This window comes from Psychrobacter sp. NG25, assembly GCF_015234355.1.
Lineage (GTDB): Bacteria > Pseudomonadota > Gammaproteobacteria > Pseudomonadales > Moraxellaceae > Psychrobacter.
In genome coordinates, this window is sequence record NZ_JADGMV010000006.1 from 25,288 (window position 1) to 40,188 (window position 14,901).

Genomic DNA, 14,901 nt, shown 5'->3' on the forward strand with positions numbered 1-14,901 from the left:
AAATATGTTGAATGAACCTGAATATAATATAAACGAATTATTTGCGCAGCTAGGACTTGATAGCTCAGATGAGGCAATTGATAGCTTTATTGAAACACATAAACTGGCCAAAGAAGAGAAGCTGATAGAGTCGAGTGTTTGGACTGACAATCAGCGTATGTTTTTGCAAGAGGAATGGGAAAAAGATGCGGAATGGGTAGAAGTTATTGATGATTTGAACGTACGTATGCACCCAGATGCCTAGTTGTAAAAGCAAATTTATAAAAAAGCTGTCTCATAAAAAAACCCACGAACATTCATGCTGTGGGTTTTTTTATGATTTATATATCTGTTCTAACGGATTTGTTGTTTTGCTCGCCACTCAATCAACTCTTTTACATCGTTATGAATGCCAGTCTTTAATGCCTCTAAGCCATCGTAACGTCGTTCACCATGCAGATAATGCAAAAATCGAACCTGTAGAGTCAGGCCATATAAATCAGCTTGCAGCTCTGGGAAATGAACTTCTAGACGCCAATTATGCGCTTTGTCTACCGAAGGTCTAGTACCGACATTGGCTGTACCAAACAAGCTATCAGCACGTAATCCTGCTATACCAGTTTGTCCGTTGACCGCATTTACAGTTAGGCCATTAGGAATTATTTGTCCATTATCATCGAGACTGACCACATCGACACCGAAGATGCCATGCAACGCAGGCTTTAAGCGTTTTAGATCAATATTGGCAGTAGGGAAGTCTATCGTGCGGCCAATTTGATCACCACGGACGACCAGTCCTGTAATGGCATAGTCGCGACCTAGTAAGGTATTGGCGGCATCAATATCACCAGCCAACAGCATATCACGCACACGAGTAGAGCTGATACGTGCCGCATTATCACTACTGTCAGTGACAGTATGTAAGTTGGTCACATCCAGACCATAATCACGCAAAAACTGACTGTCACCAGTACGGTCATGACCAAACTTAAAGTCATCGCCTAGTACTAGAGCTTGTACATTCAAACGCTTGGCCAAAATATCTGCAAATGCTTGTGCGGATAGCGACCGGAAATCTGTATCAAATCCCGCCACAATCAAAGTTTCAACACCATACTCTGCTAGCAAGGCTTGTTTTTCAGCGAGATTGGTTAAGCGAGCAGGCGCAGTGGCTGTCGCAAAAAACTCACGAGGCTGTGGCTCAAATATCATGACAGCAGAGCCAAGATTTTGCGCCTGTGCAATTTCTCTGACTTGTGTAAGCATCGCTTGATGCCCCAAATGTACGCCGTCAAAATTGCCTATAGTGAGCACACAGGGCGCTAAATCTACATGGCTAATATTGGCAGGCAGTGTACTTGGTGACGCAATCAGTTGCTCAAGAAAATAGGTGTTCATAAATTTTCAGCTATGATAGATAAGACCAGATAAAAAAAGAAAAACACACCATACCAAAAATCGATGTGTCTAAAATCAGCCATTATAAAGTAAAATGGCTATACTAACATCCTATAGTCTACTCATTATATAAGTAGGGCGCTGTCAGTTCCGCTATTTTAAAAGAACAGAACCACTTCGCTTATCTTCCTTTGACGACTATCGTTAGCAATCAGCTGTATTTAAAAATTCCTGCGAATCATACGACCAACTAACTATGGAGCTCCTATGTCCGATGTTGCCTTGAATGCTGTGCCATCTACCTTACCCCAACACAATCTCAATGACGATTTTATCGTACAGCGCGCAAGTGAGAGAGACCTGCCAGAGATATTAGCGATTTATAACCAAAGCATTGCAGGTAAGCAAGCAACAGCCAACCTTGTTCCAGTGACCTGTGAAGAGCGTGCAGATTGGTTTGATGAGCATTTAAATAGTGCCACGCGACCTATTTATGTTGTTCGCTCAGTGACAGAAACTACCGAAAGTGGTGAGCAAGCAGAGTCATCATCGATAGTGGCATGGGGCAGTTTTAGTGATCTTTATGCGCGTATGGCATACCATATCAGCACCGAGATTAGTATTTATTTGCACGAAGGGCATCAAGGAAAAGGGCTAGGTAGCTTGCTGACACGCTGGATGCTTACTCAAGCATCAAGCTTAGGGATTCAAAACATCATCGCGCTTATCTTCGCGCACAACCAACCAAGCTTAGGGTTGTTCCGTAAACTTGATTTTGAGCAATGGGGTTATATGCCAAAGGTTTGTGATATGGAGGGTTTTATGGCCGATGTCGTCATGCTTGGAAAAGCGGTGAAAGAAGATTAAAGTCAGTTAGATAAAAAAAGAATCAAACAGCATCATGCTTGATAGTGTGATGCTTTAGCCTAAGATTTTCCATTGACCGTCTATTTCTTGTAGCTCATAAGTCAAGGGTGCAGGCTCACTCTGTCCTTTTAACATCAGTTCACCAGTGATGGTGGCACGAGTTTTGTCATCGTTGTATTGAGTGTCAGTAATAGTGACACCCTCCACGGTTTGCTGAAAGGCAGACTGAGTTTTCGCTAGCTCTTCTTCAAAGTTTGCCATATCTACTTCATAGTATCCAGTGGCTTGTTTCACATCACCGTAGTACAGGCTATCCAATGCTTTCTTGACCGTATCTTCTGGTGTGCCAACTTCAGTAGGATTGGTGACTAGACTTTTTTGCTGAGCAGCCTCTTTATTACTATCAGCTACTTTGTCATCATCAGCTACTTTTTCACTGTCAGCTGTTTTTTCATCATCAGTTGCGCTATGAGAATCGGCCACTTCTACTTTGTGTACCGTTTCTTCTGTATCGACATCATTGCTACAACCACTCAGAAGCAATCCAGTACTCAGTAGACCAGTCGCAAATAAGATTGGCAAGCGTGGAAGTATCAGCTGTTTAGTCATCATAAGACCTCAAAATTTATTTATTAATGCATAAGCTATTATGACAAATATTCGTACCGAACACTGTCAGTTCTCAGGCCAAGCTTGTTTTGGTTTCGTAAGTTAAGGCCTTGTTTGGTATGTTTAGCCATGCTTTAGTTGGCGGGGGCGGAAGCCTGTAGCGAGTAATACCACACCATAAACCAAAGCACCCACGGCACACATAATAATAAGAGCAGCAATACGTCGCCACTGAGCATCATCGGCAGGGAAATAGGGCAACATGAAATACAGCACTGCAATCATCGCGGTTGTAGAAATGGCAAACTGGGCAAATAGTTTTTTCCAATGAGGGCCAAAACGGAAAATATCGCGCTTATGCAAGAAATAATACAATAGCCCTGCGTTTACAAATGCCGCACCTGTAGTTGCCAACGCCAAACCACCGTGTAGTGGAATCTCCAAGAAGTAGAAAATACCAATAAAAATAACACTAAAGACCATATTGGCTATGACGGAGATGATGCCGATTTTTACAGGGGTTCGAGTGTCTTGACGTGCAAAAAATGCAGGGGCAAATATCTTAATCAACATGAATCCTAAAATGCCACCAGCCATACTACGCAATGCCAGCGAGCTCATTTGTGCATCACGTAAGGTAAATTCACCACGTAAAAACAGCGCTTGCATTAATACATCTGCAAGTATAAATAGTGCTGCTGATGCCGGAACACCCACCAATATAATTAAGCGTGCCGCCCAATCAATCGTCTTTTTGAAGCTGACGTCATCTTGCTTTGCTTCACTTTTAGACAAACTTGGCAAAATAACTGTACCAATTGCGACGCCAATCAATCCTAGTGGGAGCTCGCTCATACGCTCAGCCGCATAGAGCCAAGAAACCGACCCACCAATCATTAATGATGCAAAGATGGTGTTTAATAGTAAATTAATCTGAGTGACAGAAACACCAAAAATGGCAGGGAGCATAAGTTTTAAAATACGGCGAACGCCTTCATGCTGAAAGTCAATCTTTGGAGCGACCAGCAGTTTTTGTTGCCATAGCTGTGGCAGCTGTAGCAAAAACTGTAGCAAACCTGCGATAGCGACGGCATAGCCAAGTGCCATGATAGGGGTATCGAACATTGGGGCGAAAATCAGTGCACCACCAATCATGCATAAGTTTAATAACACTGGTGCAAACGCTGGTGCAGCAAATCGTCCGTAGCTTTGCAAAATACCACTGGCAAAAGCCGTCATGGAAATGAATAGCAAATACGGAAAGGTTAGGCGTAGTAATTCAGCAGTGATGGCAAATTTATCGGGTTGATCGGCAAAGCCGGGTGCAAACAACGTCACGACCCAAGGCGCGATTAAGATAACCACGACTGTCAGCATGGATAGAACCATTAACAGAGCACCTGAAGTGCGACTGACTAAAATCTGTACTTGCTGTAGGCTGTACTTTTCTTTGTATTCGGATAGAACAGGTACGAACGCTTGGCTAAAAGCGCCTTCTGCAAATAGACGTCGCAAAAAGTTGGGTATCTTAAAGGCGACCAAAAAGGCATCCATCAGACCACCAGCGCCAAAAACACCTAACAATACGACATCGCGTACTAGGCCTAAAATACGAGACAGCATGGTCATACTGCTGACCACCATGGTTGAACGAAATAACCGACTTTTTGCCATGAGAACCTATCTTGCTAAGTTGTATTGGGTTGTGTGCTGATTTTCTGTGTTGAAAAACTGACGAATTATATCACTTTCATAATCGAGATAAATGGATTGAATGTGGAATATGACATGTGGACAAAATAGGGTGTTTTATTTTAATAGAACGGCAACGTTTTCACGCAGTTTTGTCCATTCAAAATAATCACCAGGATCTGTCTTACGTCCTGGCGCGATATCGCTATGACCTGTCAAGTGACGACGAGTTTTAGGATAAGCTTCATAGATAGCACTGACGACCTGTGCGAGCCTGTCATATTGCATGTCAGTGAAAGGCGTAAAATCTGACCCTTCGAGTTCGATACCAATGCTATAATTGTTACATTCAGGTCGTCCCAAATAGCTTGATCGACCGGCATGCCAAGCACGCTCGTTAAAGTTTACAAACTGAGTGATCGACCCATCACGCTCGATAAATAGATGCGCAGAAACTTCGGCCCCTTCTATGGTTTTAAAGTAGGAATGGGCATTCCAATCTATTTGATTGGTAAACAGCGCCTTAACATAGTGAGTGCCATCAGTGTCGCAAGCGCCGAATTCGTTGGGTGGCAAGCTGATATTATGAATGACGATAGTGTCGATATTCATATCTGCTGGTCGCATATTTTTGTTAGGCGATGCGAGCCATGTGGCTGCAGATAATAAGCCATCTTTAATAGTCATTGAGGATGATTTGGACATAATATTCTCTTTTACTAAAATTTATCAAACACGGCCCAGAGATTTAAACAATCTAGGTCGAAAACGGGTTTTGGATTGTTTTATTTAACATTACATTAGGTATTATTAGTCAGCCCCTAATCACGCTATCAGCGTATGAATAATAACGTGCGAGGTTTTATCTCATGGCTACAAAGCCTATGTCTCTATCAGTCGATAGTACCTTAACAATAACTTGCCAACGAGCCTGTTTGCCACTTGCTATCGCTGGGTTACTACTCTCTGGCCAAGCACAGGCTTTTTTGCCAACGCCAGACTCGCTAGTAACCACAGGTGAATTGGCTAGTGAGCCACAAGCGACGATAGATAGTAATACGGCACATACGGTGGCATATAATATGCCACATGATGGCGTTGCAGAAGAAACTAATAGCACGCAAAGTATGCGAGGCGTACAAGACAGTAGTGCTCAATCGTTATTAGCCACGTGGCGCACACAAGCAAAAACAGAAAATCTGGCACAGCATACAACATGGCGACGATTACTGTATTTCTTTGATGATCAAAAAAACTTAATTGGTAAGAAAAAAAACACCAGTATGGTTGATGACGCTGGCTTCTTTTTAAGTGAAAACGGTCGGAGTGATTCAGGTGCAGAGCTTGATGCATTGCTTGTTGCTCTGGCTGACGAAATGCAGGCCGCTACTAATCAGCAGACCGCTAATAAAAATTCTGCCAAAACAAGCGATGGTCATTCTGTCAGTAGTCGTGCTGTTGATAGTAACTCTGTACTATGCCGTTTTCCAGCGCGAGTACAATGGCTGACTGATACGTTGAATATTGACGACACAGCGCTACAAGTTGATTGTCCAGAGCTGGATGAGTGGATGCAAACGATTGCACCTGAGCAGCTGTCTCTCATATTTGCACAGGAATATTTGGACAATCCTCTTTCAGCGTTCGCTCATACTCTGCTGCGTATCGACTCAAAAGAAAGCGTCGCTGATCCTAGCCAAATTCATCACGCTCATGCGCTGAATTATACGGTAGATGGCAATCCTGAGGATAGCTTTCCGATATACTCCGTCAAGTCAATGATTGGTGCTTATGACAGTCTTATTGAGATTGACCCTTATCCTGAAAAGCTCGTTAATTACCTACAGGGAGATGAGCGCGATACGTGGACCTATCAATTGGATTTGACACCAAGCGAAGTGCAGCAAATCATGTTGCATGTCTGGGAAACCAAAGATTTAAAGTTACCATATTACTTCACCACAGATAATTGCGCGTCTGAGGTGTTGCGTCTAATTGACGTAGTGCGCCCGCAGCAGCATTTATTGAGTAGATTGCCTTATGCGGTCATTCCCTCAGATGTCGTGCAGTTACTCAATAGTGAAGGCTTGCTTGCCAGTAGTATTTACACGCCAGCGGATAGTACTTTACGCCAATCCCAATTAAATAAAATGAAACAGCAGCGTGAGCAACTCGGCTACCAGAACAGTGCCACACAGACGATTGATGAGATTAAATCTGCTCAGCTCAATGCTGTTTCGAGCATGTCAGTTGATAAGCAAACATTACTACCGACTAGTATCGTTGTATCAGACAATAACCCGACTGACAGACATCCACTGACATTGGGGAGTATTGGAATAGGGCAGCGCGGTGACAATAACTATATCGATTTGGGCTTGCGGGCAGGATTCCATGATACGCTTGACCGCTCTTCAGGATATCCACAGTTTTTCAATCTAGAAGGTATTGCGGCGACATTACGTCTATATGATACGGATAATGATAAAGACAATCAGCCAAAAAATGTGGTCTTGCAAAATGCCACGTTAATTCGCGGTCGTTCTTTTAATCCTGTTAACTCTGCCAAAAAAGGTAAAACGTGGGGCGCAAGCATCGAAGCGACGCGCGTCAATGACGGCTCGCAGGAAGATGGTACAGACCATTTAGTGGGGAGCGTAGGCTATGAGACAGGGTGGTCTTGGGCATTTGGAACGCCTAATGCAGGAACTGGTGAGATGCCGCCGCAGTTATGCTACACCTTGTTGTCCGGCACGACTCAAGCAGGTCGCGGTATTAATAAAGGCTTTCGTGTTGGTGCAGGCGTGAATGCAGGTTGTCGTTATCAGATTAACAATCAGTTACGCGCGCAGGCTGAATTGCAACTGCCATATTGGTATCATGGCAGCAGCGATGAGTCGAACGTCCGCGGTCACTATTGGCAACCGATATCGACGCTAGGTCTGCAATACGATATTGATAAAAAACAAGCATTACGTATCAATGCTAACTATGATTGGCAAGATCGTGTTGATAGCAATGAAGATGTACAGCTTTCATACAGACGCTATTTTTAATTTGATACCTTTATCAACTTAGCCTCTTCTGAGACAGGGTTTTCTTAGGGATGGCATTTGAGTATGATGGTTGATGATATCTCCGGATATTGGGCTAAATGAAGGATATATGATGAGTAAGCAAAATTTACTGATTATTGGTCAAGGCGATATTGGATTACCAGTGACCAATAAGCTTGCGCAGGATGGCTTGAATGTCACGGGTCTAGCCCGTGGTGAGCGGTATGATTATGCGTTGGATGATAAAGCAACATTTAAACAAGCCGATGCATTAACGCTGACGGTCCAAGCCTTGCAAGGTTTTACGCATATTGCCATTATCGTGACCCCTGATGAGTATTCAGCCAGTGGCTATCAGAATAGTTACTTAGCGATTTGTCAGTATTTGGCAAATCTTGCAGAAAATCTGACCAGCCTTGAGCGCATTGTCTTTATCTCATCAACTGGTGTCTATGGCCAAGACAATGGCGAGTGGATTGACAAAGATACAACGCCGATGACTCCTGTACGCGCCGCATCAAAGGTTATATTGCAGGCGGAACAGTCTTTGCAGCAGAGTTTCAATGATAAAGCCGTCATCATTCGTCCAAGTGGTATCTATGGGCGTACGCGTCTAATGCGCTTACGTAAGGCCCGCGAGCCGCAAAAAGAGCCAGTGGCCGTGAGCCATTGGAGCAATCGAATTATGGATCGCGATTTGGTCAATATTATTGCCAATGTATTGACTATGGAGTCGCCAGAGCCAATATATTTGGCGACTGACTATGCGCCAGTGACAACATTGGAGTTGGGTGTTTGGTTAAGTGAGCAAATAGATGAGACACCTCCTGGCATTGATAAAGAAAAAACCGCAGTTACGGGGAAACGCTTACACAGCAACATTCCATTAGCTTGGTTAGATTATCCTGATTGGCAAGCAGGTTACTGTGATATTTTGCGTCATCAAGCATAATGCTAGGGCATGTCCTCAATCTGAGCATTAAGCCTCAAATGGGCTAAAAATGGTTAAATATTTGCTAAACTGCATCAAGTAGCTTGCTAGTATCTCGACATTATCTGTACTACTTTCCTTGTTTGGCTGCAATTTATCTCATTTTTATCACCATTTTCAAATTGAGAACACGCCCTACATCAAAAAAGTAAGTGTAGTCGTGACTAAACTCATTCAGTGGATAATGTATAGTACTGGCGTTCGTGTTCCTCACTACTCTAATTTTTGTGAATGGTATAAGATGACCGTTCGATCTGATTTACCTTATTCGTTTTATATTTTATAGTCTATGGAGCTCTCATGACCCAGCCTTCTACTTCTGATAACCGCTTATCCAGTGCTGACATAACAGCAGCAGGTGGCAAGCGTACAGAAGGCAGTGCTGAGCAGTCGCCTGTTTTTGCTGATAGTAAACAACCTGCCATCGTGCATCCCAACTTTGACCCAAAGCAGTCTCCACTTGACCCTGCAAGGCCTTTGACTGATATCCCAGAGCCTGCGCGTCGTCTAAATACTCAGCTACGTCGTTTATATGGTAAAGCTGCCCGTTTTTATCAGCCCAACAAAGACAGCCTATCGAAGTGGGCGTTGATTGCTTCAGAAGACTTGGGTGAGTATCTGTCATTTCTGAATGCAGCAGAGCTCGCAGAGTTTCCGGACAGCTTTTATCATAATAATAGCGAGCAACCGTTGTTGTCAGCATTAACGAATATGACGTTGTTAGATATGTCAGACATTCAGCAAGCGATTCAGGCTTATCCAAAACTACAGCGTTATGGTTTCACACTTGCTGATAGTCCGTTAAGCGCTGGTCTGAATGGTGATGCCAGTAATCGTAATGCCCGTAATAGTAGCGTTAGAGATGATTCAGCATCCCTGCGTGCATTGACCAAACGTTATAATCCTGATGAGCTACTCAGTAGCCTTTATGCCGATGATTGGCAAGTGATTTTGCAGCCGCAGCAGTTTGAGACGGGTGAGGGTAGTCTGGCCACTGATATCATGGCGTGTAGTGTTGCCGTCCATGCGTTGCAGCAGTGCAGTACGCGCAAAAGTATCAATCATAGCTATAGCGCGGCGCAAATTTGTCAGCATGTACGCAGTTATTTGCTCAGTCAGATCATTTGCGAGCCATCACAGCGTCATGCATACCGTCAGGTGCGTCTATTTACGGGACATATTATTGTTGCTGCTTATCACTTGGGTTGGGAGATACAAGTGAGTCATGATGGTCAGTGCTATTTCAATCTCTCATCACGCAGTGGTCTATTGACCCGTTATCCCAATATGCAGGATTACGACATCAATGGTTGGTCAAGCTGATCAATAATGCGTACAATAATGCCAATTTTTTGCCCTCATTTTCGTTAATAGGAATGCCTTCATGTCCAATGCTCATGTACCTAATAATTCAGCATCTAATGCTCAAACTACTTTTTCATCGCATCAATTCATTCAATTGGCTTTAGATAACCAAGTGCTTAAGTTCGGTGAGTTTGTCCTCAAGTCTGGTCGTATTAGCCCATACTTTTTTAATGCAGGTTTGCTGGCGACAGGTGAGATGCTATCGTTGTTAGCACGTGGTTATGCTGACGCCTTAGCTGAGCAGATGGCCGCTACCAATAATGGTACCGATGAGCAAGAGCTGGTTATTTTTGGTGCCGCATATAAAGGCATTCCATTCGTTGCTGCCACCGCACAAGCGCTATGGAACCATCATGGTATCAATGCTAAATGGGGTTACAATCGTAAAGAAGCCAAAACCCACGGTGAAGGTGGTAACTTGGTGGGTGCTGATGTCAATGGCAAGGCAGTTTGGGTGCTAGATGATGTTATTACAGCTGGCACAGCCATGCGTGAAGTGGTTGAGATATTAGAGCAAGCGGGCGCAAGCGTTGCCGGTATTATCGTCGCTCTTGATCGTAAAGAAAAAGGTCAAGCTGAGCATTCTGCTATTCAAGAGCTGGCCTCGACCTTAGAAGTACCAGTGCGTGCACTCATAGATATTGATGATTTAATCAGCTATTTAGCAGATGACAATAGCCAATACAAAGATGCGACTCAGCTTGCAAAAATGCAGCATTATCGCACGCAGTACGGCGTATAATTTGTCTTAGATGGCTTTATGAGCGGACATATTTTATTCTGAATAGATTGTATTTACCTATTTAATCGCTTATATCTGCCTATTAATAATACAACGTAAGTGAGTTTTGTTATGAGTCTAGAAAATCAAAAAAAATCGTTAAACATACTCGTTATTATGGATCCTATCGAGCAGGTTAATTATAAAAAAGACACTACCTTAGCTATGATGTGGTCAGCACAAGATCGCGGGCATAGCCTAGGATACTGTCAGATTCATGACCTTTGGTTGAATCGTGGGCAGTTGATGGTCGATACGCAGCCAGTAACGGTAAAGCGTGATCCAGCAGATTTTTATACATTAGGTGACAAAAGCACTGCACCAGTCAGCGATTATGATGTGATTTTGATGCGTAAAGATCCACCGTTTGATATGCGTTTTATCTATACGACCTATATGCTCGATCATGCAAAAGTAGCAGGCGTACTCGTGGTCAACGATCCGCAAGCCATCCGTGATTGTAATGAGAAACTGTTTGCCACTTGGTTCAGCGATTATATGAGCCCAACGATTGTGACCAGTAAACAGGCGCACATTCGCAATTTCATTGCTGAGCAGCAAGACGTTATTGTCAAACCCCTAGATGGCATGGGCGGTACAGGTATCTTCCGTCTGACTGCTGATAGCCCAAACATTGGTGTCACACTAGAAGTATTGACGGAGCTAGAGACGCTGCCAATTATGGCACAGCGTTATTTACCAGAGATTGTCGAGGGCGATAAACGCGTATTAATCGTCGATGGTGTGGTGGTAGATTATAGTTTGGCTCGTATACCAACCAAAGGCGAGACCCGTGGTAATCTAGCCGCAGGTGGTAGTGGTGTTGCTATGCCGTTGACCGATATCGAACGTCAAGTGGCAGAAGTAGTAGCACCTATCGTGAAAGAAAAAGGTCTCATGTTCGTTGGCCTCGATCTAATTGGTGGTCGTATTACTGAGATTAACGTTACCAGTCCGACTTGTGTACGCGAGATTGATGATCAGTGTGGTACAGACATTGCAACGGATTTCATTATCGCTATCGAAAATAAATTCACGATTTAAGCATCGTAGTAATGATAGAGTGATTTATCATTAAGGTATGTGCACAATGATAAAAAAATAGTTGTGCTAAGCTATAGTCATTCCACTATAAAAGTATGACAGCGTTAACCTCGCTTGAAGTATCACATATACCTCTACACTTGATTGCCTTGTACTACTTTTAAATTGAATCAACTACATCTTGTCGAAACGTAATTGAAGATATCGATTCTATCGATGTTAAAGCGTATTTATTAAAGCCAAGCCGAGGTTGTTCACGGCTTGGATTTTTATTATTAACGACGCATAAAATGCTATATATAAGTCAACGATTTACACTATACTATGCGAGATTTTATAGGGTCGTTATTTGTCGATAACTAAAATCCTGATAGGATGATAAGTCCTTCATATAAATAAAAAGATAGGCAGGCGTTCATGAAAAAACCGCATATATTAATGATGGCTGCTGGTACTGGTGGGCATGTATTTCCAGCATTGGCAGTGGCTGAAGAATTGACTCAGCGCGGTGCGATTATTCATTGGTTAGGAACGCCAAATGGCATGGAAAATGGCCTAGTTAAACCAACGGGTTATAGCTTTCATGCCATTGATATGCAAGGGCTGCGTGGTAAGGGAGTAGGGCGCTTGTTAAAGCTACCTGTAACCCTGCTATCAGCGACGATGGCTGCTATAAAAGTCATTCGCAACAATCAGATTGATATTGTTGTAGGCTTCGGTGGTTATGTAACTGCACCGGGCGGCATTGCAGCACGTATGACTAGCACGCCGCTTATTATTCATGAGCAAAATGCTATTGCTGGCATGAGTAATCGCTATCTGTCTAAAATTGCTACCAAGGTATTACAGGCCTTTGAGCACACTTTTGCAAATAGCGAGCTTGATGCAAAGCTAGAGACGGTTGGTAATCCAGTACGTAATGCCATCACTGGTGTCGTGGAGCCGACAGTACGTTACGATTTGAATGATACGTCACCACTTAAGCTACTGGTAGTTGGTGGCTCTCTTGGTGCACAAGTATTAAATGATACTGTGCCAAAAGCACTGGCATTGATGGACCGTCCTTTTGAAGTCCGTCATCAATGCGGGCGAAACAATGAGGCTGCCACGCAAACTGCTTACGATGAGCAAGAATTGAGCATTCATAAATTTGTAGTACAGCCATTTATTGATGATATGGCCGCTGCTTATAATTGGGCGGACATCATTGTTTGCCGAGCAGGAGCGTTGACCGTTACCGAAATTCAAAACGTCGGTATTGCTGCTATTTTTGTACCACTGCCGCATGCAGTGGATGACCATCAGACGGCTAATGCGCGCACGCTAACCTCACATGATGCAGCGATTTTATTACCTCAATCTGAGTTAACGCCACAGCGTTTGAGCAATGAGCTGGCAGCGCTTGATCGAAGTGCTTGCTTAACCATGGCCAAGAAAGGCCATGCACTTGCTAACCGTAGTGCTAGCAAGCAGGTTGCTGATATTATTTGGCAAACCCTGTAGCTTATATTTCTATCAGCTGCTATTTTTATAACTGATTATTCTGATTCACCACATTTTATTCGCCTTTAACCAAGAGAATTGATTATGCCTACCTCTGCGAAAGCGCTACCTAAACGTTTGATTGAAATACCAGAAATGCGCCGTATCCAGCATTTGCATTTTGTGGGTATTGGCGGCTCAGGGATGTGCGGTATCGCAGAGGTAATGAGCAATCAAGGTTATGAGGTAAGTGGTTCTGATATCGCTGAGAGTTTGGTGACTCGACGGTTACAGCAGATTGGTATCGAAATATCGATTGGTCACGATTCGAAAAACATTGCCAATGCAGATGTCATCGTTGTATCGTCAGCGATTGACCGTAGTAATCCTGAGATTAAAGCAGCACTCGAAGCGCGCCTGCCAGTGGTACGCCGTGCAGATATGCTGGGTGAATTGATGCGTTATCGTCATAGTATTGCTGTTGCGGGTGCTCATGGTAAGACCACAACGACTAGCTTGCTCACTACGATGATGGCAGAAGGTCAGCTCGATCCTACATATGTGATTGGCGGTAAGCTTAATGCCTCTGGAAAAAATGCCGCGCTCGGTAGCAGTCGCTTTCTAGTCGCTGAAGCTGATGAGTCTGATGCATCGTTTTTATCTTTGCATCCGATGGCTGCAATTGTGACAAATATCGATCAAGACCATATGGAAACTTATGAGAATAGCTTTGATAAATTAAAAGCAGCTTATATTCAGTTCCTACAAAATATGCCGTTTTATGGTCTGGCTGTGGTGTGCGGTGATGATCCAGAATTGTATGCGATGATTGATGATATTGGTCGCCCTGTACTGACTTTTGGTCTTGAGCCTTTTAATGATGTGCAAGGTGTTGATTTGGTGACTGAAGGCACTAAAACCCACTTTACGGTATTACGCCGTGACCGTGAGCCTTTACGTTTAACGCTCAACATTCCTGGTACTCACAACGTTTATAATGCGCTCGCCGCTATCACGATGGCGACCGATGAAGGTGTGGATGATGAAGCCATTAAGCGCGCCCTGCAAAAATTCGAAGGTGTTGGCCGTCGTTTTGAGCAGCATGCCTCTGTAGATATCGATGATGGTAATGTCCTATTAATTGATGATTATGGTCATCATCCAAAGGAAGTTGATGCAACTATTAAAGCTGCTCGTCAAAGTTTCCCTGATCGCCGTTTAGTCATGCTATTTCAGCCGCATCGTTATAGCCGTACGCGTGACTGCTATGATGATTTTGTCGAAGTACTGTCAAGTGTAGATGAACTATTATTATTAGACGTATATTCGGCAGGTGAAACCCCGATTACAGGTGCTGATACCAAGTCATTGGCGCGTAGTATTCGTTTGCGCGGCGAAGTTGAACCTACGATTGTCGATAAAGATAATCTAGCGCCTGTGATGCAGCGTTTATTAAAAGCCAATGACATGCTGATCACTCAGGGTGCTGGTAATGTGGGGCAAATATCCGTTGATTTGGCTGCAAACAACCTTTACATCAAGTAAGCTAAAAGAATTCTAGGAGTTATCCTCATGACGACGAACAATGATCAAAAACATGCAAGAAATACAGCCACGGATGCCGCTGAGGATAAGAC

At 43.6% G+C, this 14,901-nt stretch carries 13 protein-coding genes; 9 read left to right on the top strand and 4 right to left on the bottom strand.

Translation table 11 applies throughout. The features are described 5' to 3' along the window. Positions 1–4 precede the first annotated feature (4 nt). Positions 5–244: a DUF2789 domain-containing protein gene (locus IPZ60_RS09920; RefSeq protein ID WP_194197642.1), complete on the top strand. Its 240-nt coding sequence runs from the start codon at positions 5–7 to the stop codon at positions 242–244. An 89-nt stretch (positions 245–333) separates the two neighbouring features. Here the strand turns inward: IPZ60_RS09920 and ribF are convergent, their stop codons facing one another. Further along, complete coding sequence (ribF, locus tag IPZ60_RS09925) at positions 334–1,377, bottom strand: bifunctional riboflavin kinase/FAD synthetase (RefSeq protein WP_194197643.1); 1,044 nt, start codon at positions 1,375–1,377, stop codon at positions 334–336. A 267-nt stretch (positions 1,378–1,644) separates the two neighbouring features. On the opposite strand from ribF, the gene IPZ60_RS09930 reads away from it, so the two are divergent. Next, complete coding sequence (locus IPZ60_RS09930; protein ID WP_194197644.1) at positions 1,645–2,244, top strand: GNAT family N-acetyltransferase; 600 nt, start codon at positions 1,645–1,647, stop codon at positions 2,242–2,244. A gap of 54 nt (positions 2,245–2,298) precedes the next feature. On the opposite strand, the gene IPZ60_RS09935 is transcribed toward IPZ60_RS09930, so the two are convergent. From IPZ60_RS09935 to ampD, 3 genes are all read right to left on the bottom strand, one after another. Continuing rightward, positions 2,299–2,856 (bottom strand): hypothetical protein, encoded by a 558-nt coding sequence (locus tag IPZ60_RS09935; RefSeq protein ID WP_194197645.1) that lies wholly within the window; start codon positions 2,854–2,856, stop codon positions 2,299–2,301. Between the two features lie 120 nt (positions 2,857–2,976). Beyond that, a complete protein-coding gene (murJ, locus tag IPZ60_RS09940) occupies positions 2,977–4,527 on the bottom strand; it encodes a murein biosynthesis integral membrane protein MurJ (protein ID WP_194197646.1) in 1,551 nt (516 codons plus the stop codon). A 135-nt stretch (positions 4,528–4,662) separates the two neighbouring features. Beyond that, the gene (gene ampD, locus IPZ60_RS09945) at positions 4,663–5,250 is read right to left on the bottom strand and encodes a 1,6-anhydro-N-acetylmuramyl-L-alanine amidase AmpD (RefSeq protein WP_194197647.1); all 588 of its coding nucleotides are present in this window, start codon (positions 5,248–5,250) and stop codon (positions 4,663–4,665) included. 164 nt (positions 5,251–5,414) lie between these two features. On the opposite strand from ampD, the gene IPZ60_RS09950 reads away from it, so the two are divergent. From IPZ60_RS09950 to murC, 7 genes are all read left to right on the top strand, one after another. Next, positions 5,415–7,601, top strand: coding sequence for a DUF4105 domain-containing protein (locus tag IPZ60_RS09950; RefSeq protein WP_194197648.1), 2,187 nt, complete (start codon positions 5,415–5,417; stop codon positions 7,599–7,601). A gap of 112 nt (positions 7,602–7,713) precedes the next feature. After that, positions 7,714–8,553 carry an SDR family oxidoreductase gene (locus tag IPZ60_RS09955; RefSeq protein ID WP_194197649.1) on the top strand — a complete coding sequence of 280 codons (840 nt, stop codon included), beginning with the start codon at positions 7,714–7,716 and terminating at the stop codon, positions 8,551–8,553. A gap of 339 nt (positions 8,554–8,892) precedes the next feature. Further along, positions 8,893–9,915, top strand: coding sequence for a hypothetical protein (locus IPZ60_RS09960; RefSeq protein ID WP_194197650.1), 1,023 nt, complete (start codon positions 8,893–8,895; stop codon positions 9,913–9,915). Positions 9,916–9,976: 61 nt separating this feature from the next. Further along, entirely contained in the window at positions 9,977–10,699 is a 723-nt protein-coding gene (pyrE, locus tag IPZ60_RS09965; RefSeq protein ID WP_194197651.1) for an orotate phosphoribosyltransferase, read from the top strand. 111 nt (positions 10,700–10,810) lie between these two features. Further along, positions 10,811–11,782, top strand: coding sequence for a glutathione synthase (gene gshB / locus IPZ60_RS09970; protein ID WP_194197652.1), 972 nt, complete (start codon positions 10,811–10,813; stop codon positions 11,780–11,782). A 417-nt stretch (positions 11,783–12,199) separates the two neighbouring features. Then, positions 12,200–13,285, top strand: a complete 1,086-nt coding sequence (gene murG / locus IPZ60_RS09975) for an undecaprenyldiphospho-muramoylpentapeptide beta-N-acetylglucosaminyltransferase (protein WP_194197653.1) — start codon at positions 12,200–12,202, stop codon at positions 13,283–13,285. Between the two features lie 84 nt (positions 13,286–13,369). Then, a complete protein-coding gene (gene murC / locus IPZ60_RS09980; RefSeq protein ID WP_110923300.1) occupies positions 13,370–14,809 on the top strand; it encodes a UDP-N-acetylmuramate--L-alanine ligase in 1,440 nt (479 codons plus the stop codon). Positions 14,810–14,901 lie beyond the last annotated feature (92 nt).

Coding starts and splice junctions, on each gene's coding strand:
- IPZ60_RS09950 (WP_194197648.1), top strand. CDS start 5,415: ATGGCTACAAAGCCTATGTCTCTATCAGTCGATAGTACCTTAACAATA.
- pyrE (WP_194197651.1), top strand. CDS start 9,977: ATGTCCAATGCTCATGTACCTAATAATTCAGCATCTAATGCTCAAACT.
- IPZ60_RS09920 (WP_194197642.1), top strand. CDS start 5: ATGTTGAATGAACCTGAATATAATATAAACGAATTATTTGCGCAGCTA.
- ribF (WP_194197643.1), bottom strand. CDS start 1,377: ATGAACACCTATTTTCTTGAGCAACTGATTGCGTCACCAAGTACACTG.
- IPZ60_RS09955 (WP_194197649.1), top strand. CDS start 7,714: ATGAGTAAGCAAAATTTACTGATTATTGGTCAAGGCGATATTGGATTA.
- IPZ60_RS09930 (WP_194197644.1), top strand. CDS start 1,645: ATGTCCGATGTTGCCTTGAATGCTGTGCCATCTACCTTACCCCAACAC.
- IPZ60_RS09935 (WP_194197645.1), bottom strand. CDS start 2,856: ATGATGACTAAACAGCTGATACTTCCACGCTTGCCAATCTTATTTGCG.
- IPZ60_RS09960 (WP_194197650.1), top strand. CDS start 8,893: ATGACCCAGCCTTCTACTTCTGATAACCGCTTATCCAGTGCTGACATA.
- ampD (WP_194197647.1), bottom strand. CDS start 5,250: ATGTCCAAATCATCCTCAATGACTATTAAAGATGGCTTATTATCTGCA.
- gshB (WP_194197652.1), top strand. CDS start 10,811: ATGAGTCTAGAAAATCAAAAAAAATCGTTAAACATACTCGTTATTATG.
- murJ (WP_194197646.1), bottom strand. CDS start 4,527: ATGGCAAAAAGTCGGTTATTTCGTTCAACCATGGTGGTCAGCAGTATG.
- murG (WP_194197653.1), top strand. CDS start 12,200: ATGAAAAAACCGCATATATTAATGATGGCTGCTGGTACTGGTGGGCAT.
- murC (WP_110923300.1), top strand. CDS start 13,370: ATGCCTACCTCTGCGAAAGCGCTACCTAAACGTTTGATTGAAATACCA.